At 62.8% G+C, this 20,215-nt stretch carries 21 protein-coding genes and 2 riboswitches; of the genes, 12 read left to right on the top strand and 9 right to left on the bottom strand.

Annotated features, from left to right (window positions below; translation table 11 throughout):
* The coding region (locus QRN04_RS17960; protein WP_284977386.1) for an endonuclease domain-containing protein at positions 1 to 766 on the top strand (766 nt) is incomplete at its 5' end.
* A gap of 68 nt (positions 767 to 834) precedes the next feature.
* Here QRN04_RS17960 and QRN04_RS17955 read toward each other — a convergent pair.
* The 3 genes from QRN04_RS17955 to QRN04_RS17945 all read right to left on the bottom strand — a co-directional run bounded on the left by QRN04_RS17955 (position 835) and on the right by QRN04_RS17945 (position 3,991).
* Positions 835 to 2,034: a cation:proton antiporter gene (locus QRN04_RS17955; RefSeq protein ID WP_284977385.1), complete on the bottom strand. Its 1,200-nt coding sequence runs from the start codon at positions 2,032 to 2,034 to the stop codon at positions 835 to 837.
* A 5-nt stretch (positions 2,035 to 2,039) separates the two neighbouring features.
* Positions 2,040 to 2,522 carry a cation:proton antiporter regulatory subunit gene (locus QRN04_RS17950; RefSeq protein WP_284977384.1) on the bottom strand — a complete coding sequence of 161 codons (483 nt, stop codon included), beginning with the start codon at positions 2,520 to 2,522 and terminating at the stop codon, positions 2,040 to 2,042.
* Positions 2,523 to 2,587: 65 nt separating this feature from the next.
* Positions 2,588 to 3,991 carry an MFS transporter gene (locus QRN04_RS17945; protein WP_284977383.1) on the bottom strand — a complete coding sequence of 468 codons (1,404 nt, stop codon included), beginning with the start codon at positions 3,989 to 3,991 and terminating at the stop codon, positions 2,588 to 2,590.
* Between the two features lie 174 nt (positions 3,992 to 4,165).
* Between QRN04_RS17945 and QRN04_RS17940 the strand changes: the two genes are divergently transcribed.
* From QRN04_RS17940 to mnhG, 6 genes are read left to right on the top strand one after another with little or no spacing between them, the layout of a single operon-like run.
* Positions 4,166 to 7,192 (top strand): Na+/H+ antiporter subunit A, encoded by a 3,027-nt coding sequence (locus tag QRN04_RS17940; protein ID WP_284977382.1) that lies wholly within the window; start codon positions 4,166 to 4,168, stop codon positions 7,190 to 7,192.
* Positions 7,189 to 7,689 carry a Na(+)/H(+) antiporter subunit C gene (locus QRN04_RS17935; RefSeq protein ID WP_284977381.1) on the top strand — a complete coding sequence of 167 codons (501 nt, stop codon included), beginning with the start codon at positions 7,189 to 7,191 and terminating at the stop codon, positions 7,687 to 7,689. The genes QRN04_RS17940 and QRN04_RS17935 overlap by 4 nt, the downstream gene beginning before the upstream one ends.
* On the top strand, positions 7,686 to 9,266 hold the full coding sequence (locus tag QRN04_RS17930) for a Na+/H+ antiporter subunit D (RefSeq protein WP_284977380.1): 1,581 nt from the start codon (positions 7,686 to 7,688) through the stop codon (positions 9,264 to 9,266). The genes QRN04_RS17935 and QRN04_RS17930 overlap by 4 nt, the downstream gene beginning before the upstream one ends.
* A complete protein-coding gene (locus QRN04_RS17925; protein WP_284977379.1) occupies positions 9,263 to 9,829 on the top strand; it encodes a Na+/H+ antiporter subunit E in 567 nt (188 codons plus the stop codon). The genes QRN04_RS17930 and QRN04_RS17925 overlap by 4 nt, the downstream gene beginning before the upstream one ends.
* Positions 9,826 to 10,104, top strand: coding sequence for an MrpF/PhaF family protein (locus QRN04_RS17920; protein WP_284977378.1), 279 nt, complete (start codon positions 9,826 to 9,828; stop codon positions 10,102 to 10,104). The genes QRN04_RS17925 and QRN04_RS17920 overlap by 4 nt, the downstream gene beginning before the upstream one ends.
* Positions 10,094 to 10,486 carry a monovalent cation/H(+) antiporter subunit G gene (mnhG, locus tag QRN04_RS17915; RefSeq protein ID WP_284977377.1) on the top strand — a complete coding sequence of 131 codons (393 nt, stop codon included), beginning with the start codon at positions 10,094 to 10,096 and terminating at the stop codon, positions 10,484 to 10,486. The genes QRN04_RS17920 and mnhG overlap by 11 nt, the downstream gene beginning before the upstream one ends.
* On the opposite strand, the gene QRN04_RS17910 is transcribed toward mnhG, so the two are convergent.
* Together QRN04_RS17910 and QRN04_RS17905 are read right to left on the bottom strand one after the other, a co-directional pair.
* Complete coding sequence (locus tag QRN04_RS17910) at positions 10,483 to 10,743, bottom strand: DUF4235 domain-containing protein (RefSeq protein WP_284977376.1); 261 nt, start codon at positions 10,741 to 10,743, stop codon at positions 10,483 to 10,485. The two genes, mnhG and QRN04_RS17910, sit on opposite strands and share 4 nt — an antisense overlap.
* Positions 10,744 to 10,805: 62 nt before the next feature.
* The gene (locus tag QRN04_RS17905) at positions 10,806 to 11,495 is read right to left on the bottom strand and encodes an NUDIX hydrolase (RefSeq protein WP_284977375.1); all 690 of its coding nucleotides are present in this window, start codon (positions 11,493 to 11,495) and stop codon (positions 10,806 to 10,808) included.
* A 117-nt stretch (positions 11,496 to 11,612) separates the two neighbouring features.
* A riboswitch (TPP riboswitch) is annotated at positions 11,613 to 11,749 on the top strand.
* A gap of 74 nt (positions 11,750 to 11,823) precedes the next feature.
* On the opposite strand from QRN04_RS17905, the gene QRN04_RS17900 reads away from it, so the two are divergent.
* From QRN04_RS17900 to QRN04_RS17885, 4 genes are all read left to right on the top strand, one after another.
* The gene (locus QRN04_RS17900) at positions 11,824 to 12,444 is read left to right on the top strand and encodes an ECF transporter S component (RefSeq protein ID WP_284977374.1); all 621 of its coding nucleotides are present in this window, start codon (positions 11,824 to 11,826) and stop codon (positions 12,442 to 12,444) included.
* Positions 12,444 to 14,048 carry an ABC transporter ATP-binding protein gene (locus tag QRN04_RS17895; RefSeq protein WP_284977373.1) on the top strand — a complete coding sequence of 535 codons (1,605 nt, stop codon included), beginning with the start codon at positions 12,444 to 12,446 and terminating at the stop codon, positions 14,046 to 14,048. Before QRN04_RS17900 ends, QRN04_RS17895 begins: the two co-directional genes overlap by 1 nt.
* Positions 14,045 to 14,839 carry an energy-coupling factor transporter transmembrane component T family protein gene (locus tag QRN04_RS17890; protein ID WP_284977372.1) on the top strand — a complete coding sequence of 265 codons (795 nt, stop codon included), beginning with the start codon at positions 14,045 to 14,047 and terminating at the stop codon, positions 14,837 to 14,839. Before QRN04_RS17895 ends, QRN04_RS17890 begins: the two co-directional genes overlap by 4 nt.
* A gap of 106 nt (positions 14,840 to 14,945) precedes the next feature.
* The gene (locus QRN04_RS17885; protein WP_284977371.1) at positions 14,946 to 16,469 is read left to right on the top strand and encodes a UDP-N-acetylglucosamine 1-carboxyvinyltransferase; all 1,524 of its coding nucleotides are present in this window, start codon (positions 14,946 to 14,948) and stop codon (positions 16,467 to 16,469) included.
* 105 nt (positions 16,470 to 16,574) lie between these two features.
* On the opposite strand, the gene QRN04_RS17880 is transcribed toward QRN04_RS17885, so the two are convergent.
* The 4 genes from QRN04_RS17880 to QRN04_RS17865 form a co-directional block, all read right to left on the bottom strand.
* Positions 16,575 to 17,399: a DUF559 domain-containing protein gene (locus QRN04_RS17880; protein WP_284977370.1), complete on the bottom strand. Its 825-nt coding sequence runs from the start codon at positions 17,397 to 17,399 to the stop codon at positions 16,575 to 16,577.
* A gap of 168 nt (positions 17,400 to 17,567) precedes the next feature.
* Positions 17,568 to 18,776, bottom strand: coding sequence for an O-succinylhomoserine sulfhydrylase (locus QRN04_RS17875; protein WP_284977369.1), 1,209 nt, complete (start codon positions 18,774 to 18,776; stop codon positions 17,568 to 17,570).
* Positions 18,777 to 19,187, bottom strand: a complete 411-nt coding sequence (locus QRN04_RS17870; protein ID WP_284977368.1) for a rhodanese-like domain-containing protein — start codon at positions 19,185 to 19,187, stop codon at positions 18,777 to 18,779.
* Positions 19,184 to 19,450 (bottom strand): DUF1737 domain-containing protein, encoded by a 267-nt coding sequence (locus tag QRN04_RS17865; protein ID WP_284977367.1) that lies wholly within the window; start codon positions 19,448 to 19,450, stop codon positions 19,184 to 19,186. Before QRN04_RS17865 ends, QRN04_RS17870 begins: the two co-directional genes overlap by 4 nt.
* Before the next feature lie 12 nt (positions 19,451 to 19,462).
* Positions 19,463 to 19,574: riboswitch (SAM riboswitch) on the bottom strand.
* A gap of 140 nt (positions 19,575 to 19,714) precedes the next feature.
* Between QRN04_RS17865 and QRN04_RS17860 the strand changes: the two genes are divergently transcribed.
* Entirely contained in the window at positions 19,715 to 20,197 is a 483-nt protein-coding gene (locus tag QRN04_RS17860) for a carboxymuconolactone decarboxylase family protein (RefSeq protein WP_284977366.1), read from the top strand.
* Positions 20,198 to 20,215: the final 18 nt, after the last annotated feature.

Here is a 20,215-nt window from a genome sequence, read left to right as displayed (position 1 = left end):
GTCAACGAAGCGACGCTCAGAACCCGAGATTTACACCACTCCACGGGACGTGACCTGGGGATGCCCGCTGCCGTGGGAGCAGCAGCAGGACTTTCTAGTGCACCTCACGCGGGCGGACGGCAGCTTCCGCCCCCAACGCAGGGGAGTTCGCGGACACAGGATGGTGCTGGCGGATCAGGACATCGCCTGTGTGGACACGATTCCGGTGACTACTCCCGCCCGAACGTGGCTGGACCTTGCCGCGATCCTGCCCTTTGAGGACCTGGTCGCAGCGGCCGACCACTTTATCTGCAGCCAGCGGAGGAGCTTCGGCCATAACAGGACCGCCCTCTGCACGCTGGAAGACCTGCGGGAACAGGTGAAGCGGAACACCGGCATGCGTGGCATTCGGAAGGCTCGGGCTGCCCTGGATCTGGCGAGGGTTGGTGCCGATTCCGTTCCGGAGACCAAACTACGCCTGGCTATTGGCCGCGACTTCCTGCCCGAGCCGGTATTGAGATACGTCGTCTGCACCGCCTTTGGGCGGGAAGTTGCGTGGCCGGATCTGGCTTTCCCGAACTTCAAAGTTGCGGTTAATTACGACGGCGGCCATCACCTCACCGCGACGCAGAAGGAATCCGATATTCGGCGTGAGGCCCTGCTGGCGGCGAACGGGTGGATCTCCGTGGTTATCACGGCCGCGCAGGTTCGGGACCGCGGATACGACGGGGTTGTCCGCCGCGTCCGGGAGGCTCTCCTACGTGGCGGGTGGGTGCCGAGGGGTTAGCTCTCGGCGCTTTGGTGGGATCTTTCAGCCGAGATGTCGCCCCTCGGCGAGGGGAAGCAGGGAGCAGCCTAGGACGCTGGGCGCTCCTGCGTCCGGGGTGGCGCCTTCGGGGACCTGCGAAGGGCCTTGACCACGGGTTCGACGAAGCGCGCGGCCAGCGGGCCCATGATGGCCATGATCAATACATAGGCCGTGGCAAGCGCGGCAAGGTCGTGCGGCACCACCCCGGAGGTCACCGCCAAACCTGCGATGACGATCGAGAATTCACCGCGCGCTATCAACGCTGCGCCGGCACGGAACCGGCCCGGCACAGCGATACCTGCGCGCTTCGCCGCCCAGAAACCCGTGATCATCTTGGTCGCTGTGGTCAACACCGCCAGCACCAGCGCCCAGCCAAGCACTGGTGGAATCGAACTCGGATCGGTGTTGAGCCCGAACGCCACGAAGAAAATCGCGGCAAAAAGGTCGCGCAGCGGTTCAAGGATCCGGGTGGCGTTGTGTGCCGTTGCACCGGAGATAGCGATGCCCAGCATGAAGGCGCCCACGGCTGCGGAAACTTGGAGGGCGGAAGCTATTCCGGCCACCAGCAACGCCAGGCCCAGCAGGTTGAGTAGGAAGACTTCCGAGTTCTCGCTGTGCACCGCTTGGGAGACCCGGTGCCCCTGCTTCAGCGCGATAAAGAGCACCAAGGTGACGACGGCAAGTGCGATCCCCACGGTCTGGAGACCGCCCAGGAATCCGACGCCGGCGAGCATGGCCGTGAGGATCGGAAGGTAGATGGCCATCGCGAGGTCTTCAAAGACGAGGATCGACAGCACTACTGGTGTTTCGCGGTTACCGATCCGTCCCAAGTCCGTGATGACCTTCGCTGCTATGCCGGAGGACGAGATATAGGTGACGCCGCCCATCACAATGGCGCCTACCAGTCCCCAGCCGAGGAACACGGCAATGCCGGCCCCGGGGAGGAAGTTGAGCACGAAGTCCACCACGCCGGCCTGCCAGGAACGCCGTAGTCCGGTCACCAGCTCGGAGGCCGTATATTCCAGTCCAAGCATGAGCAACAGCAGGATGACCCCGATCTCGCCCGAAAGGTGGGCGAATTCGTGCATTCCATCCAGCTTGACCAGGCCCCCGGCTCCAAAAGCCAGACCACCTACCAAATACAACGGAATGGGCGACATCCCGATCCGTCCCGCGAGTCTGGCCAGGAGGCCGAGGCAGAAAACCACGGCGCCCAGTTCAACGAGGGCAAGCGCGAGCGGATCCATCCCGCTCAGCCGTTGCGGAGGATGCCGGCTGCCGAATCGAGGCCTTCCTGGGTGCCCACTGCCACGAGCAGGTCACCGGTGTGAAGTACGACGTCGGGCGCCGGCGACGGAACAACTTCGCCTTCGCGCATGATCGCCACGATCGAGACTCCGCTCCGGGTACGAATCTGGGCCTTGCCCATTGCTTGGTCCGCGAATGGGGAATCGGGAGTTATGGAGAATTGCCGCGTCACGATCCCCGGCACTTCCCGGTGGGCCTCGGCGAGCCGCATGGCTATGTGCTGGCCGCCCAAGAGATTGCCCAAGGCCGCTGCCTCATCGGCCGTCAGGGGAATGGATGCTTGGCACGTGTCTGGATCGTCCCAAGTGGAGACGAATAGTTGGGTTTCGCCTTCGCGAAGTTCCACCACGCCGATGCGGCGCCCTGATGCCGTGACGAAGTCCTTGCGGATCCCCAGGCCCGGCAGTTCAGTCTCTTCCACGTTCATAGCTCCACCCTAACCTTGTTGAAACGGCGCTGGTGCGGCGTCCGCCGTCGACCGTTCCTATCTAGTTAACGTTCGGGGACCACCGCTATTTCCACAGCGGCAGGTGGCTTCACTGGAAGGATTACCAGCAACCCTGCCAGGAGGACCACCATGATGCCGAGTATGCCCCAGCGTTGGGCTTGGCCCTCGGCCACCAGGGGTGCTGCGATGGTGATGCAGAGCGTGAAGAGCAGGGGAGCGAGGAAGCTCACGGCACGTCCGGTGGTGGCGTAGAGGCCGAACAACTCGCCCGATTCACCTGCTGGTGCCAGCCGGGCGAGGTAGGCCCGGGACGATGACTGGGCCGGTCCCACGAACAGGCAGAGCAGCAGGCCGAAGACCCAGAAGGTGTTGCTTCCGGGCCAATCTGAGCCGAAGAACACGTAGTGGCCGTTGCCGAGCACCAAGATGGCGGTCCCCGCAGTGAGCAGGCCAATCAATGAGCCCACGATCACGGTCTTGGGCCCTACTTTGTCATCCATGAACCCGCCGATCATGGCGCCGACGGCAGCGACGATATTTCCGAAGATGGCAAAGAAGATGACTTGCTTGAGCTGAAAACCGAAGGTGCCTGCCGCGATGACACCGCCGAAGGTGAAGACCGCGGCCAGCCCGTCCCTGAAGATGGCGCTCGAGAGCAGGAAGTAGATGGTGTGTGGGCTGGTTCGGTACATCGCACGGACCCGCCGTATCAAGAGTCCGTAGGACGCTATGAAACCAAGGGATGGGCCTTCCTTCTTTACGGATAGCTCGGGAACGGCGAGCATCACAGGAAGCGCGAAAATGAAGAACCACAGTGCTGAGAAGATCGCGACGAGCCGGATGTTCAGTGAGTCCTGGGTTGATGCGCCGAACCACTCGAAGGAGGGTTGGACGAAGAGTTGCAGCACCAACAACAAGGCCACGATCCCACCGAGGTACCCCATTCCCCAGCCGAAGCCGCTCACTTTGCCAATGTTCTTGGGCGTAGAGACCTGGGCCAGCATGGCGTTGTAGTTCACGCCGGCAAACTCAAAAAAGACGTTGGCCAATGCAATCAAGCAAACGCCCAGCAACAGGAAACCCGGCTGGGGGAAGACGAAGAAGCAGAGGGCCGTGAGCAGTGCCGTGGCGGCAGTATTGACGCCCAGCCACAGTTTTCGCCGCCCTCCGGCGTCGGAGCGTTGTCCCGTCACCGGGGCCAGCAAAGCGATGGCCAAGCCACCGACGGCCAGCGCAGTGCCCAGGGCTGCCGACGCCGTATCCTGGCCGCCGAAGGCATTGGACGTGAGGTAGACCGTGAAGACGAAGGTGGTCATCACCGCGTTGAAGGCAGCCGATCCCCAGTCCCATGTTGCCCACGCGAGGATCTGCCCCTTTGTGGGAACCGCAGTGCCGGAGGCGAGCTCCGAGGAGGGACGGGAGGCTTCGGGAACTACGGCCGCGTTCATAGCATGAATGCTATAGGGAGTGGTCCGGCTTCAGGCAGGGGGCGGAGCCGCGAAGCGGTCAGCGGGAAGCGGTAATGCGGTCGGAGTGCCTTGGTAAACTAGGGACACTGAACCCAACGAATACCCGCGTGCTCCAACTTTTGATAATGCCTTCCTGACTTTGCGGAGAAAACAGTGATCACAGTTCTCGCCATCACCTTTGTAGCGGCAACTGTGGCGCCCTTGATCTTCAGGCAACTCGGCCGGAACGCTTTCTACGTGCTTGCCGCTGTCCCGGCAGCAGCTTTCCTGTGGCTCATCCTTCAGTACCAAGCCGTATATTCCGGCGGTGGCATAGAAGAGCTGCTTCCGTGGATACCCAGCCTCCACGTCGAGTTGGCCTTCAGGATGGACCCCTTGGCGTGGGTGATGTCCCTTCTGATCTTGGGCGTCGGTTCGTTGGTGCTGGTTTACTGCGCCCGGTATTTCAAGAACGAAGACCCCGATCTGGGCGGGTTCGGCGCTCAGCTGTTGGCTTTCGCCGGTGCCATGTTCGGCTTGGTGACCTCTGATGACCTTTTGATGCTCTTCATTTTTTGGGAGCTCACAACTGTCCTGTCCTACCTCCTCATCGGATACGCCCGCACCCGGCTTGCGGCACGGCGTTCGGCCCTTCAAGCCCTCATAGTTACAACCGCCGGCGGACTTGCGATGCTGGTGGGGCTCGTCATCATGGGCCAAGCTGCCGGGACGTACCGGATCTCGGCGATCCTTGACCGTGCCGGAGAACTACTCAACGGCCCCATGCAAGGCGCGCTGACGGCCGCCGTCGTGCTTGTCCTGGCCGGAGCCGTGACCAAGTCGGCACTCATTCCCTTCCACTTCTGGTTGCCGGGAGCCATGGCCGCGCCCACTCCGGTGAGCGCCTACCTGCATGCTGCTGCCATGGTGAAGGCCGGCATTTATATCGTGGCGCGGCTGGCACCCGGTTTTTCGGAATCCCCCTGCTGGCTGCCGCTGGTCCTTGGCCTGGGCCTGGCAACGATGCTCGTGGGTGGGTACCGGGCCCTGCGCCAAACCGACATCAAACTGATCCTTGCTTACGGAACGGTGAGCCAACTCGGCTTCCTGACCATGGTTGTGGGACTGGGCCAGCCAGACGCCGCGCTCGCAGGTTTAGCGCTCCTGTTGGCCCATGGACTCTTCAAAGCAACCCTGTTCCTGGTGGTGGGCATCATCGACCACCAGTCCGGAACACGGGACCTGCGCAAACTGTCGGGCGTTTTCAGGTCTTCCCGGGCCTTGGGCGTGGTGGCCGCAATTGCTGCTGCGTCCATGGCCGGTGTTCCACCGCTGGCCGGTTTTGTGGCCAAGGAATCTGTGTTCGAAGTCTTCGTCCACTACGCCAACGGCCATGAGGCACCGGCATGGAGCCTCTTGATTTTGGTGGGGCTCGTGGTGGGCTCGATCCTCACTTTTGCCTACAGCGCACGCTTCATGTGGGGCGCGTTCGCCACCAAGCCCGGCGTGGAGCCCACACCGTTCAAACCCATCAAACCAGCATTCCTGGCGGCCCCCGCCGTCCTCAGCCTCCTGACGGTCCTCTACGGTTTGTGGCCGGATCCGCTAGATTCGTGGATCCAGCCCTACGCTGCGACGTTTGCCCAGGGCCACGCCCAAGGCCAGGAGACAGCCGACGCCGGGCACTTGGCTTTGTGGCACGGCTTTACCCCCGCGTTGGGCCTCACCGCAGTCACCTTTGCCCTCGGCGCCGCGATGTTCTACGGCCGCCGCATGGTTGACCGTGTGCAGGGCAGGATTCCCCCGTGGATCGACGGCGACCGCGCCTACCAAAACACCATTGGTGCTTTGGACGACGTCGCAGTCTGGGTGACGGGCCGCACCCAACGCGGATCGCTGTACTTCTACCTGGCCGTCATCCTGACCGTTGCCTTCGCGGTCCCGCTGACTGCGCTGATCATGGCCAACAAGCCGTTGCCCGGAAACATCTACCTGGTGGACCCCAACTCGCCGCTCCAAATTGTGGTGGGCATTGGAATCGTGGTGGGTGCTTTGGCAGCGGTCCGGGCCAACAAGCGCTTCCTCGCGGTCCTCATGGTGTCCGTCACCGGTTACGGCATAGCACTCATGTTTGCCTTCCAGGGAGCGCCGGACTTGGCGCTGACCCAGATGCTCGTGGAGACCATCGTGCTCGTGGCTTTCGTCCTGGCCATGCGAAGCCTCCCTGCGGGGCTACGGGACAGGACCGGAGGCCGGCTGCGGGTGATTCGAGTGATCATTGGCGCTGCGTTTGGGATCACCATGATTTTCGTGGCCATTTACGCCATGGGTGCGCGCGTGGCGACGCCCGTTTCACTGGACTTCCCGCAACTGGCGTACAAAGGCGGTGGCGGCCTAAACGTGGTCAATGTGACGCTCGTGGACATCCGGGCTTGGGACACTTTCGGGGAGATCTCCGTACTGGCCATTGCCGCGACTGGCGTTGCAAGCCTGATTTTCGTCCGAAGCCGGGGCGAGCGGATTAAGACCTCCGAGACGGTTCCGGAAGGCAGCGTGGGGCGCCGGACCGGCGTCGACCGTGGTACCCGCGCCAGCGCAACGCTGGCGGTGGCGCGGAAATTCAGCGATGTCAGCCGTGACGCGTGGCTTGTGGCGGGGAGGACCTTGGCACCTGAACGGCGATCGATCATCTTCGAAGTAGTGACCCGCCTCATCTTCCATTCGATGATCGTCTTCTCCATCTACTTGCTCCTGGCAGGCCATAACCTCCCGGGCGGCGGTTTCGCCGGGGGCCTGACAGCCGGGTTGGCCCTCACTATCCGCTACTTGGCGGGCGGGCGCTTCGAGTTGAGCGAGGCCGCCACGGTCAGTGCCGGAACCCTTTTGGGAACGGGACTTGCGACGGCGGCAGCGTCCGGTCTGGTGCCGTTGTTCCTTGGCGGACAGGTGTTCCAAAGCGCCATAATCGAGTTTTGGCTGCCCGTTTTTGGCGACATCAAGTTCGTCAGCTCCACCGTGTTCGATATCGGCGTCTACATCGTGGTGGTGGGCCTGGCACTGGACGTCCTCCGAAGCCTTGGTGCTGAAATCGACGAGCACTTTGAAGGAGCGGATGCACCGCTCGCCGAGAACGACGCCGCCGATTCCGCCGAAGCTGCCGAAGCCGCCGAAATCGCGGCCACCGGGAAGGGCCACGCATGAGCATCAACCTGACCCTGCTGATCATCATGGGCGTCCTCTACGCCTGCGGGATCTACTTGATCCTTGAGCGCAGCCTCACCCGGGTATTGCTGGGGTTGATGTTGCTGGCCAACGCCACCAACATCCTCATCCTCAGTACGGGCGGATACGCGGGCTTGGCGCCGTTGTACAGCCGGGAAACCAAACCCGATGCCTATAACGACCCCTTGCCGCAGGCGTTGATCCTGACCTCGATCGTCATCTCTTTCGCCGTGACCGCTTTCATGCTGGGCATCATTTACCGGACCTGGCTCTTGGCCCGGCAGGACGAGATCCAAGACGACCTCGAGGACCGCCGCGTGGCCAAGACGCCGAGTTTCGACGCCGAGGATGACGCGGTGGTCCCGCCGGAAACTACCGAGTTCGCCCTGATTCCCCCCAGTGCGGAAAACCGGAACAAACCGGACGCCACGGAAACCCCCAATTCATCCACCACCCAGGAAGGAGGCAACGCGTGAACCTGGCCACCCTGTCACCGCTCGCTGTCCTCCTGCCCATCCTCGGTGCGGCACTGACGTTTATGCTCATCCGGCACCACACAGCCCAACGGGCCGTCAGCATCAGCGTCCTCAGCGCCACGCTGCTGCTTGAATGTGTTCTGCTGGCCTCGGTGTGGAATGGCGGCACAACGTCAGTGACCCTCGGCGGCTGGTTTCCCCCTTGGGGCGTGGTCTTGGTGGTGGACCAGTTCTCCTCGCTGATGCTGGTGGTCTCCAGCGTGGTCAGCCTGGCTGTCCTGGTTTACGCCACGGGACAAGGCATGGCCGACGGCGACGAAGAGGCGCCTGTCTCGATCTTCCACCCCACCTACCTGATCCTCGTAGCTGGAGTGTCCAACGCGTTCCTCACCGGCGACCTCTTCAACCTCTACGTCGGCTTCGAAATCCTACTGACGGCCAGTTATGTCCTGATGACGCTCGGCGGTACCGGCCCACGCATCCGTGCGGGTGTCACGTATGTGGTGGTTTCCGTGGTGTCATCGGTGCTGTTCCTTATTGCCATTGCCATGATCTATGGGGCCACGGGAACCGTGACGCTCGCGGACCTGGCCATTAAGTTGGCGGCGCTGGACCAGGGAACGCAGAACCTGTTGCACGTGATGCTGCTGGTGGCGTTCGGCATCAAAGCAGCCGTCTTCCCGTTGTCCTTCTGGCTTCCGGACTCGTATCCCACAGCGCCTGCCCCCGTGACGGCAGTCTTTGCCGGCTTGCTGACCAAAGTGGGCGTTTACGCCATGGTCCGCACTGAGACATTGCTTTTTCCCGGCGACACCCTCAATGTTCCGTTGATGGTGGTGGCGCTGCTGACCATGCTGGTGGGAATCCTTGGCGCCTTAGCGCAGAGCGACATCAAACGACTCCTCTCCTTCACGCTGGTCAGCCACATCGGTTACATGGTGTTTGGCTTGGCGATGAGTTCGGTGGCTGGGCTGGGTGCCGCTGTCTTTTATGTGGCCCACCACATCACGGTGCAGACCAGCCTCTTCCTGGTGACGGGGCTGATAGAGCGTCGCGGGGGCAGCTCATCCATCGACCGTTTGGGTGGCCTGGCCAAACTTTCACCACTGCTCGCGTTGCTCTTCTTCGTTCCTGCAATGAACTTGGCCGGCATTCCGCCGTTCTCGGGCTTCCTCGGCAAACTCGGCCTGATGCAGGCCGGCGTCGAACTTGGAACCCCGCTCGCAATCGCCCTGGTGGTGGGCGGGGTGGTCACCAGCCTGTTGACCTTGCTTGCCATAGCCCGAGTGTGGAACAGGGCTTTCTGGCGGAGACCGGAGGACGCCGAATACCCCGCCGAGGTCCTCAAAACCCCAGGTAACATCGGAGTCCTTCCACGAACCATGGTCGGATCCACGGTGGCCCTGGTAGTCGTTGGAGTCGCATTGACCCTGTTCGCCGGACCACTCTTCAAGGTTGCGGACGGATCCGCCCGGATCATGCTGGACCGTACAGCCTACATCCACTCCGTCCTGGGCGATTCAGTCCAGGTTCCGCCGCTGCGGGTCCCCCTGCCCCGGACGGCAGGTGCCAAATGAGTCGGAATCCCATCGCGTTCCGCAAGGAACTGCCCCTGCTCATCTGGTTGGTGATCGTTTGGGGGGCACTTTGGCGGGACTTCAGCCCCGGCAATTTGTTGTTCGGCGCCGTCATCGCCATTGTGGTCGCCAAGCTCTTCTACCTACCGCAAGTGGAGCTGAGCGGGAGGTTCAACGTGGTGAGGGCCGGGGCCTTCGCCGTCGTTTTCCTGGCCAAAGTGGCGGCGGCGAGCTTCTTGGTGCTGTACCTGGCCGTCGCCAAAGGGCCCAAGGTGCGCAGCGCCGTCGTCGCTGTTCCGTTGCGGAGCCATTCTGACCTCATGGTGACGGCCACCGGCCACGTCATCTCGCTGATCCCCGGCTCGCTGGTGGTGGACGTGGACCGGTCGACGTCCACGCTGTACTTGCACGCCCTGAGCATCTACAACGAAGACGACATTGCGAAGACCCGTCGTGATGTGCAAAACATCGAGGCGGGTTTGATCCGGATCATGGGCACCCGGGAGGAAGTGGATGCGCTGGACGTGGAACGGGCTGCAAGAACGGGAGGGCTGAAGGCATGAAGGACATCGTGCTCGTTGCCACGGCGGTGATTTTGGGACTGGCTGCTGCCGGGGCCATCATCAGGATCGCCATCGGCCCGTCCTTGCTGGACAGGGTCCTGGCCTCTGACGTGTTGCTGGCCATCCTGGGTGCCGCGCTGGCGGTGGACATGGCCGTTAACCGACACCTGAACAACCTGATGCTCCTGGTGGGTTTGGCCATCATCGGTTTCGTCGGGTCAGTAACCGTTGCCCGTTTCGTGGCCGAACGAAGGGACCGCAGCAATGACTCCTGACGCCACCGGTGTGGACGCCGTGATCGACGGCGTGACCGCTGTATTGCTGGTGGTCGGCGCCCTCATGTCCTTGGGCGCCGCCATTGGGCTGCTGCGATTCCCTGACCTCATGAGCCGCATGCACGCCGCCACCAAGCCCCAGGTTTTGGGCCTGTTCCTGATGCTGGCCGCGATCGGGTTGCAGATGAGGACGTGGTGGGTGTGGCCTGTGCTGTTGGTCGCGTGGATCTTCCAGCTGCTGACCGTGCCGGTCTCAGCCCATATGGTGGGCCGCTCGGCGTACCGGACAAAGCACGGTCACCGGGAGTTGCTGACCAAGGACGAGCTGGAGTCAGTGGTCCAGCGGGCCGCGGAAATCCAGCGCGCCGCTCCCGATGCCTAGACGATGTCCTGGGTCTTGGCGAACCGGGCGATAGCGTGCTGGGTGCCCCTGCTTGCGAGAACCTGGATGAGCGTGCTCACGAATGCTGAAATCAGCGCGAACGTCAGGGCTGAACGAAGGCTGGTCTCCATGTCGTCATTGCCTGTGGGCGGCTTGTTTCCCGTGGCCTTTTCCCATCCTTTGTTGACGAGTTTGGTTCCGACGAAGCCGGCTCCGAGGCTGACTCCGGCACCCACTAGCTTGAATAAGAGGTTCATGCCCCCAGCCTAATGGCAACGGCAGGAGCGGCACCGTTCGTTGCGGCTTCCCGTCGTGTCCCTTAGGGCCCGGCGTGGGCCTTGAGGAACGCGGCAAGGGAACCGGGCCCGGCGAGGACTGGAATGACGTCGTGCTCTGCTGACCACACAGCCTCCACCGAGCCGAAACCGGCGATTTCCTTGAGCAGGAAGAACGTGGGCGGCATGAGCTTGAGGCTGTGTGCTGCCTCGGCTTCCAGGATCTGTTGTACCGGCATCCACAAGGACTGCCACGCCTCCGTTGTTTGGTGCCGCGGGTCAGCTCCCGCGGCCGGCTTTGCGACGTAGAAGAAAGTGTCGAATCGCTTGGGCATGTCTGTGGGTGTGATCCAGTTGGCCCATGGCCGGAGATTCGCGGCTTCCAGGGTTAGTCCGGACTCCTCCTGGACCTCACGGATGGCTGCTGCCAGGATGGTGCCGGCCATCTTGTGTTCCAGTGCGGGGTCTTCGCTGATGGAGCTCAAGTGCCAGTCCGCGGCATGGCTCGCCAACAAGTCCGCTGGGTAGTTCCACCCGTGGTGGTCCGCCGCGTCAACACGCCCACCTGGGAAGACCACCATGCCGGCGGCGAAATCCATGGTGCTGACCCGGTGCTGGACAAAGACTTCCAAGCCACCTGGTGCGTCGCGGAGCAAGATGACGCTCGCGGCGAGGCGCGGTTTTGCCGGGGCACCATTTTCGGTCGGAATCGTGTGCCGCGGAACGTTGGTCATTGAGTCATTCTCTCAGGTCTCGTTGCGAGGCCCGCTGCGCAGGGCAAACGTCGTCGTAATCATGGAGAGCGGGCCCCGCAACGCAGGTGTAAACTGAACCAGCCCACAAGGGCAGATTCAAAACGACAGGGGAGCGCCGCCGTCGTAACCTGCAGCGATGCAGGTGACGCGAGGGCGCTGAGAGTGCGGACAGCCGCAGACCCTCGAACCTGATCCGGTTAGTACCGGCGCAAGGGAGTCGAGCTTCTCAAAGTGTCCGGATCAGGGCGGCGCAGGCCGCTGGGACCCAGGTGCTTTCCCCTCCTGTAAACCTCAGGAGGCAGAAAAAATGACCACGGTAAACGTGAAAAAGACCAGTTACAACTGGCGCGTAGTAGACATCGTGGTGGCGGCCCTTATCGCCATCGCCGGCGGCGTGATCTTCTGGGCTTGGGACCAGGGCGCCGCAATCATCTCCATCCCGCTGGACGCAACGTATCCTCCACTGACCGGCATCATCGCCGGCGGTTGGATGATCCCGGCGGTCTTGGGAGCACTCATCATCCGTAAACCGGGCGCGGCGCTGTTCTGCGAAACCGTGGCAGCAGCCAGCGAGCTCATCATGGGCTCCCAGTACGGCACCACCGTGCTGATCTCCGGCGTACTCCAAGGCCTCGGCGCCGAGCTCATCTTCGCGGCCTTCCGCTACAAGAAGTTCAACCTGCCGACGGCGCTCCTCGCCGGAGCGGGCGCGGGCTTGTTCTGCGGCCTCAACGACTGCTTCCTGCCGTGGGGTTGGAACATCGCCTACGAAGCACTCGACAAGCTGACGTACATCATCTTCACCACCGTTTCCGGCGCGATCATTGCCGGCGCACTGTCGTGGCTCGCCACCCGTGGCCTTGCGACGACGGGCGTGCTGAGCTCGTTCGCGTCGCGCAAAGCGGCTTCGGAGCCCGTCTTCAACTGATGGGTTCCACCTACGACGCGCGGCCTGCCGCCATCCTGGCCGAGGGCTGGGGTTGGCGGCATGCCGGGCGGCCCCAGCCGGCCATTCAAGGCCTTGACCTCCGGATCGAACCGGGGGAGCGCGTGCTGTTGCTGGGTCCCTCAGGCGCGGGCAAGTCCACGCTTTTGCATGCCCTAGCCGGGGTCTTGGGTGATGAGGAAGACGACTCGGATGAGACGGGTTCGCTGCTGATCGACGGCGTTGCGCCCCGCGCCCAGCGGGGCCGGGCAGGCTTGATGCAGCAGGACCCCGAAACGCAGGTTGTCCTCTCCCGTGTGGGTGACGATGTCGCCTTTGGCGCGGAGAACCTCTGCGTGCCCCGGGAGGAGATATGGGCCCGCGTTCATGAAGCACTCGACGACGTCGGCTTGCGCACCGCGGCTGGTGCGGGTTTGGCCCTTGATCACCCGACGGCGGCGCTGTCCGGCGGGCAGAAGCAACGCCTTGCCCTCGCAGGCATCCTGGCCATGCGGCCCGGCCTGATTCTCTTGGACGAACCGACCGCCAACCTCGATCCCGAAGGGGTCTTGGAAGTGCGCGACGCCGTCCGCCGCTGCCTTGATAAGACCGGCGCAACCTTGGTGGTGGTAGAGCACCGGGTGTCCGTGTGGAAAGACCTCGTAGACCGGGTGGTGGTGCTTCAACCGGGCTCCAGCGGGACTTCAGCCGCACCCGGGAAGTCAGCTGCTCCCGGAGTCCTCGCGGACGGTTCCCCCGGCAAAGTGTTGTCCGAACAGCGCTCCATGCTCATGGCCGCCGGCGTGTGGGTACCGGGATACGTGCCCCCTGCCCGGGCGCGGCGCAGCGGACACTCGGAGCCGGGTCACTCTGAGCCGGCGGCAGCAGAACTCCTCCTAGCGGCACAGGACCTGGCTGTTTCCCGCGAAAAGCCCCGCCGCCGTGGCTTCAAGAGCATCCCGCCCGTCCCTGTGCAGTCTGGAATCACTGCGCAGGTCAGGTCCGGACAAGCCCTGACGATCATGGGTCCGAACGGGGCCGGGAAGTCCACGTTCGCCCTCACATTGGCCGGCCTTCTGGCGCCGGTGCGCGGCAAGGTGAGTGCCGCCGTCGAGCTTTCCCAGGGAGCGGGATTTGATCCGTTCAGGTGGAAGGCCGAGCAGCTGATCTCCCGCATCGGAACGGTGTTCCAGGAACCTGAGCACCAGTTCGTCACGGGGAAGGTGTTGGACGAGCTCATGTTTGGACCGAAGCACCTGGGGCACGGACAGGAACGCGTGGACGAATTGCTTGAGCGGCTAAGGCTCACCCACCTCGTTGACGCCAACCCGTACACTCTCTCCGGCGGGGAGAAGCGCCGGCTGTCCGTGGCCACGGTGTTGGCCGCGCACCCCAAGGTCCTGGTGCTCGACGAACCCACTTTCGGCCAGGATGCGAACACCTGGGCGGAGCTTGCCTCCTTCCTGTCAGAACTGCTCGACGCCGGAACGGCCGTGGTCTCGGTCACCCACGACCAGGAATTCAGCTCCGTCCTAGGTGGTACCGAATTGCGGTTGGGCCCAGTGCCGCAGGACCGGGAAAGCCGCCAGGAAGCCGGTGCAGCATGAGGGAAGCCTTGACTATGCAGGGCAGTCACGCCGTGCTGACCCGGGCAAATCCACTGGCCAAGTTCGTGGCCGTGTTCCTGGTCTCGATGGTGTTGGCCCTGTCCATCGACTGGGTTTCGGCATCGACGGCCATCGTGGCCGAGCTCGCACTCTTCCCCCTGGCTGGCCTCACCCTTCGGTTGTTGTGGCATCGTGCCTGGCCGCTCGTCATAGCGGCAGCCATCGGCGGCTGGAGTACAGCGATCGTGGCAGCGGACCGCGGCGCTGTACTGCTCGACGTCGGAATCTGGTCAATCAGCGAGGGTTCCCTTGAGCTTGGGCTTGGTTTCATGCTGCGCGGGCTGGCGATAGCCCTTCCGGCTATCCTCTTGATGACCTGCACGGACCCCACCGATTTGGCGGACGCCCTGGCCCAAAAGGCTCGACTGCCGCACCGGTTTGTCCTTGGGTCCCTGGCGGCCATGCGGCTCGTGGGACTGATGGCCGAGGAGTGGCAGACCATTGGCATGGCGCGCCGGGCCCGCGGGGTCGGGTCGCACGGCAACCCATTGCAGCGGCTGAAGGCGACCCTGGGTCAGAGCTTCGGATTGCTGGTCCAGGCTGTGCGGAGGGCCTCGCGGCTGGCGGTGACTATGGAAGCGCGTGGTTTTGGCGGCGGCAAGAGGACGTGGGCCCGCGAATCATCGTACTCGCTGCTCGACGTTTGGGTGGTGCTCGGGGGGCTGATCATTGCATCGGCAACGGTAGTTGCTGCAGTGGGCGCCGGCACCTGGACGTTTGTGTGGCGGTAACCCACGGTATATCGGCGATATCGCATGGATCGGGCACGGTGTGACGTTTGACGCTCAAATGGCGAATTGCTGGGTAGTTCTAGCTCATCTGTGATATTTCTTGGATATGACTCAACCTACCGCTGAACACGTGGGCCTCCTGCTCCGCAATGCCCGCAGCGAAAAAGGCTGGACCCAAGGGCAGCTGGCCGCCGAGCTTGGAACCAGCCAGAGCGCGATAGCCCGGATGGAACAAGGCAAGCAAAACCTTAGTCTCCGGATGATCGAGCGGCTCGAAGCGATCTTCGGGCGCTCGATCGTCAAAGTGGGCCGCCCGCAGATGACCCATCTTCGCGTGGAAGGTGGCCGCACTCTCTCCGGCGAAGTCGATGTCAACAGCAGCAAGAATGCCGGCGTCGCGTTGTTGTGTGCCAGCTTGATCAACCGCGGCACCACAACCCTGCGCCGCCTGGCACGGATTGAGGAAGTCAACCGGATCGTCGAAGTCCTGACGTCCATAGGTGTTGAATGCACGTGGCTCAATGGAAGCGACCTGCGCATCCGCAGGCCTGAGATGCTGGACCTGGGATCCATGGATGTGGATGCGGCCCGTCGCACCCGGAGCGTCATCATGCTACTTGGCCCCTTGCTGGATGAGAGCAGCGAATACCAACTGCCCTATGCCGGTGGATGTGATCTGGGTACCCGGACGGTGGAACCCCACATGCAGGCATTGCGCGAATTCGGGCTCACGGTGGAGGCAAAGTCAGGGTTCTACTCAATCGCTGCTCCTCCTGCTGATGATCTTCACCGCTCGTTCGTGCTCACTGAGCGTGGTGACACAGTCACTGAGAATGCCATCATGGCCGCCGCGCACCGCGAGGGCGTCACGGTGATCCGCAACGCCAGCCCCAACTACATGGTCCAGGATCTCTGCTTCTACCTCCAAGGCCTCGGCATAGACATCAAGGGGGTGGGCACCACCACCTTGAAGATCACCGGGCGGTCCGCGATCGACGTGGATATCGAGTACTACCCCTCGGAAGACCCCATCGAGGCAATGAGCCTCATCACCGCGGGAATCGTCACCAACTCAGAGGTCACTATTCGCAGGGTGCCCATCGAGTTCATGGAGATTGAGCTTGCCACCCTCGAACAGATGGGTCAGAAGCTTGAGGTCTCCGGTGAATACATGGCGCGCAATGGCCGGACCCGCTTGGTGGACGTGACCACCAAGCCGTCCGAGCTCCATGCCTTGCAGGACAAGATCCATCCCATGCCTTTCCCCGGGCTGAACATCGACAACCTCCCGTTCTTCGCTGTCATCGCCGGTAACGCCGAGGGGCAGACCATGATCCATGACTGGGTCTACGAGAACAGGGCCATATACCTCACGGAGCTCAACAAGCTCGGCGCCCAGGTGCAGCTGCTGGATCCGCACCGGATTTACGTCAATGGACCCACCAAGTGGCGTGCCGCCGAAATCGGATGCCCGCCGGCGCTGCGGCCTGCAGCGTGCTTGTTGCTGGCAATGCTGGCGGCCCGTGGCACGTCCGAGTTGCGCAACATCTACGTGATCGAGCGCGGGTACGAGGACTTGGCGGAGCGTTTGAACACAATCGGTGCCAAGATCGAGTACTTCCAGGACTGAGCTGGACGGTTTTGCTGGATCATCCCAACGTGCAGGGTCTCGAATCCCGTGGTGACCGGACTCGGTCCGTGCCGTTCGGCGGTGATCCGGCAAAACCGACGCAGGTCAGGCCCGCCATTGTGGCCTGCCCCGCTCCAGAACCCCGCGAACCTGGGTCATGACGTCTTGGGGAGAGTTCCACAACTGCTCAGGTGCGAAGCTCAGCACAAGAAACCCCCGGGCCTGCGCAGCATTCAGCCTGCCCATGTCCTTCCGCCAGGCTGACCTGGAGCTGTGAAACTGAAAGCCATTGACCTCGACGATCAGCCATCCGTCGATCAGGATGTCAACACGGCCCACACCAGGGATCTGAACCTGGCGTTGGAAGGATAGTCCCTCCGCCTCGAAGAGCAACCGTGCGCTGATTTCCGGAACGGACTCGGACAATCCGTCAGCCATTCGGAGTAGTTTCCGTGCGGACCCAAAGTAGTTGGCCCGCAGCTCACCTGCAAGGACTTCCCGTGGGATTCCGCGCAATCGCATAGCCGATTGGGCGACGGCTATGGCATCACCATCAGGGAGGCAGGTTAACGCGTGCACCACCGTGTCTTCCAGGGACGCCACAGGCACGTTCGCTTCTGAGCCCACCCGCAGACCGGAATGCCGAACGAATCCATGACCCCTGTGATGTCGCGTTGCCAGATGCATCTGTACCGGCTGGGCCCTCAGCCACAGCCCGTAACGGACGGCCGCGGAGGCGCACGTCAGGTATCCGTTGTTGACCAGGGCGGCCAGGTACTCGCGATCGGCGGATGGCAGTGCCCAAATGCCCTGTCTGGGCTGGTAGGCGTGCGGTATTCTCCGCACCATGGCAGGGGTAAAGCCATGCTTGCGGAGTAGGCCAACTCTGGCTACTCCGCCGACCGAAACCAAGAACTCGTACGCCTCCATACAGCCAGCTAGCCACGACCGGGTTGCTGGTGTCCCTGCGAGCTTTGTGTATGTGGAAACAGCCCGCGATTTTTTGCTGGATCATCCCGACGTGCAAGGCAGCGAATCCCGGGATGTGGGGCTTCGGTTCCAAGCCGTCCGGTGATGATCCAGCTAAACCGAGGTCCGTCAGACCTGTTTGAGGGCCTTTTCCAAATCGAGGATGAGGTCGCCGACGTCTTCGAGCCCTACTGACAACCGGACCACGCCATCCGAGAGCCCGATCGCGGCCCGGCCCTCAGGCCCCATGGCCCGGTGGGTGGTGGTAGCTGGATGAGTTATCAGCGACTTGGAATCGCCCAAGTTATTGGAAATGTCGATGATGCTCAGCCCGTCCAAGAGCGCAAAGGCTGCTTCTTTCGCTGACCGGCCGGCCGATGGGGACAGCTCAAACGTCAGCACAGTACCGCCGGCCTTCATCTGCTGCGCGGCAAGCTCGTACTGTGGGTGGGACTTCAGCAGCGGGTACTTGACCCAGCTGATTGCGGGCTGCTCCTCCAACCACTCGGCAATCTTCAACGCGGACGCCGAGCTGTGGTTGACCCGAAGGCCCATGGTTTCAAGGCCCTTCGTCAGTACCCACGCGTTGAACGAGGACAGCGAGGGGCCGGTGTGGCGCATGAGCTGCTTGACGGGCCCGTCGATGAACTCCGTGCTGCCGAGGATCGCCCCGCCCATGACGCGGCCCTGGCCGTCTATGTGCTTGGTCCCCGAGTAGACGATCACGTCCGCACCCAGCTCTCCACAGCGTTGGAGCAGGGGAGTAGCAAAGACATTGTCGACGACGACCGTCGCGCCTGCGGCGTGCGCCAGCTCGCTGACGGCGGCGATGTCGACAATCTCCTGCATGGGGTTCGACGGCGATTCGAAGAAGACCGCGGTGGTGGGTTCGGAGAGGGCAGCCTTCCACTGGTCCAGGTCTGGACCGTCGACGAACACCGTCTCCACGCCCCAACGGGGCAGGATCTCGTTGAGGATCACGAAGCACGAGCCGAAGAGTGAGCGGGCAGCAACCACGCGGTCGCCGGCGGCCAGCAAGGCACCCAAGGCGGTGAAGACAGCGGACATACCCGACGCCGTCGCAAAGCATGCTTCGGTGCCTTCAAGCACACGGAGCCGCTCTTGGAACGTGGCCACGGACGGGTTTCCGTAGCGTGAGTAGACGAAGCGTTGATCCTCGCCGGTAAAGGCGCGTTCGGCAGCGGCAGCTGACTCGTAGACGAAGCCCGAGTTCAGGAAAAGGGCCTCGGAGGTCTCTTGGAAGTTGGTACGGTCGAGTCCGCCGCGCACTGCCTGGGTGTCCGGGCTCAAGTTGGCGGTATCGGGATTAAAAGTCACTTAGTCGTTCCCCAAATTCGTCGGCAGCCCACGGTTTTTCCAGCCGTTGACGGTCCGCTCGCCGTAGCGGTCCGGCACGCCTTCGAAGCCTTCAAGGACGTTGTAGGCAGTGAAGCCGGCCTGCGTAGCGGCGATGGCCGCGGAGACGGAGCGATGTCCGCTGCGGCAAAGGAAGACCAGTTCCACGCCGTCGCCCTCGGGCGCTTGCTGCTGGAGTTCTTCGAGGAAGCCCGGATTCGGGATGCCGCCAGCGAAGTTCCACTGGATGAAGAGGGGATCGTTTTCCGTGGCTTTGGTGTCCGGGATCCCGATGTGTGCCCACTCGCCCTCGGTGCGGACGTCCACCAGTATGGCGCCTTCTTGGAGCTTGGCCCACGCGTCTTCAGGAGTCAGGTCACCTGCGTAGCTCATGCGTGGCCCTCGAACGCTTCTTCGTCTTCGTAGTTCTCCAACTGGTCCACGGCATTGGCGACGGCGGCGTCCGCAGTCGCGATGGCGGCGGGGAGCACCACGGCTTGGGCGACGATGACGCTTTCCCCGTTGAACGTGGCAGCCGGGCTTCCGTGGAGCACGTATCCCTCGGCCAACGCGGCGGAAATCCGTTCACAGAATTCACGGGTGTCCGGGCCGGTCACCAGCCGGTAGGCAAGTTTTTCTTCGGTGGGTTCAGGCATGGTGCTTCTCCTCGATCACGCTTGCAGTTCGAATTGTCGATACGCCGAGTAGTCACCTGAGGCACCCCGCCGGAGAGAGGGTTGCCGACCAGCAAGTCAGGGCTTGGCGCTGGTGCTCATTACTCTGGAAAAACGTAACATCCGCGAGGACACCGGCGCACTCGGAGGGCCTGAAGCAACCGTCATGTTGCGTAATCGGAGCCTGCCCAAGCGTCGTTTTCTTACGTCCCGCTGGGTTCGGCGGCGTTGCGCTAGGCTCCAACCATGCCCGAACAAGAAGGAAAACCCCGGCTCGCCGGATATTTGGACAAGCAGCAGCCGGACCTCTACGCCACGCTCAGCCACTATTCCCAGCAGCTCGTTGAGGAAGCCGACCGGCAGGGCCTCCCACGCCTGACCCTGGAACTCATCAACTACCTCTCCTCCCAGATCAACGGGTGCGCTTTCTGTTTGGACCTCCATCACCGCCGTGCCTTGAAACTTGGTGAGACGGAACAGCGGCTCTCCCTGGTTGCTGTCTACAAGGAGGTGCCATTATTCGAAGCAGCGGAAGTGGTGGCGATGGAAATCGCCGAGCAGATCACCCGTATGAGCTCGTCCCGGCCCAGCCCCGAGTTGTTCGAGCGAGCGCGGCAGCACTACACGGACGAGCAGATCAGCGTTATCTGCATGGCGGCGATCGGAATCAACGCGTTCAATCGGCTGTCCATTCTCAGCGAGCACCCTGTGCGGGCCAGCAAGAAATAGCGCGCGGCGTCCTGACCT

This window comes from Arthrobacter sp. efr-133-TYG-104 (genome assembly GCF_030208915.1).
In the GTDB taxonomy this organism is placed as follows: Bacteria; Actinomycetota; Actinomycetes; order Actinomycetales; family Micrococcaceae; genus Arthrobacter.
The sequence above is the reverse complement of the archived record's forward strand: the minus strand, read 5'-3'. Positions and strand labels throughout refer to the sequence as shown.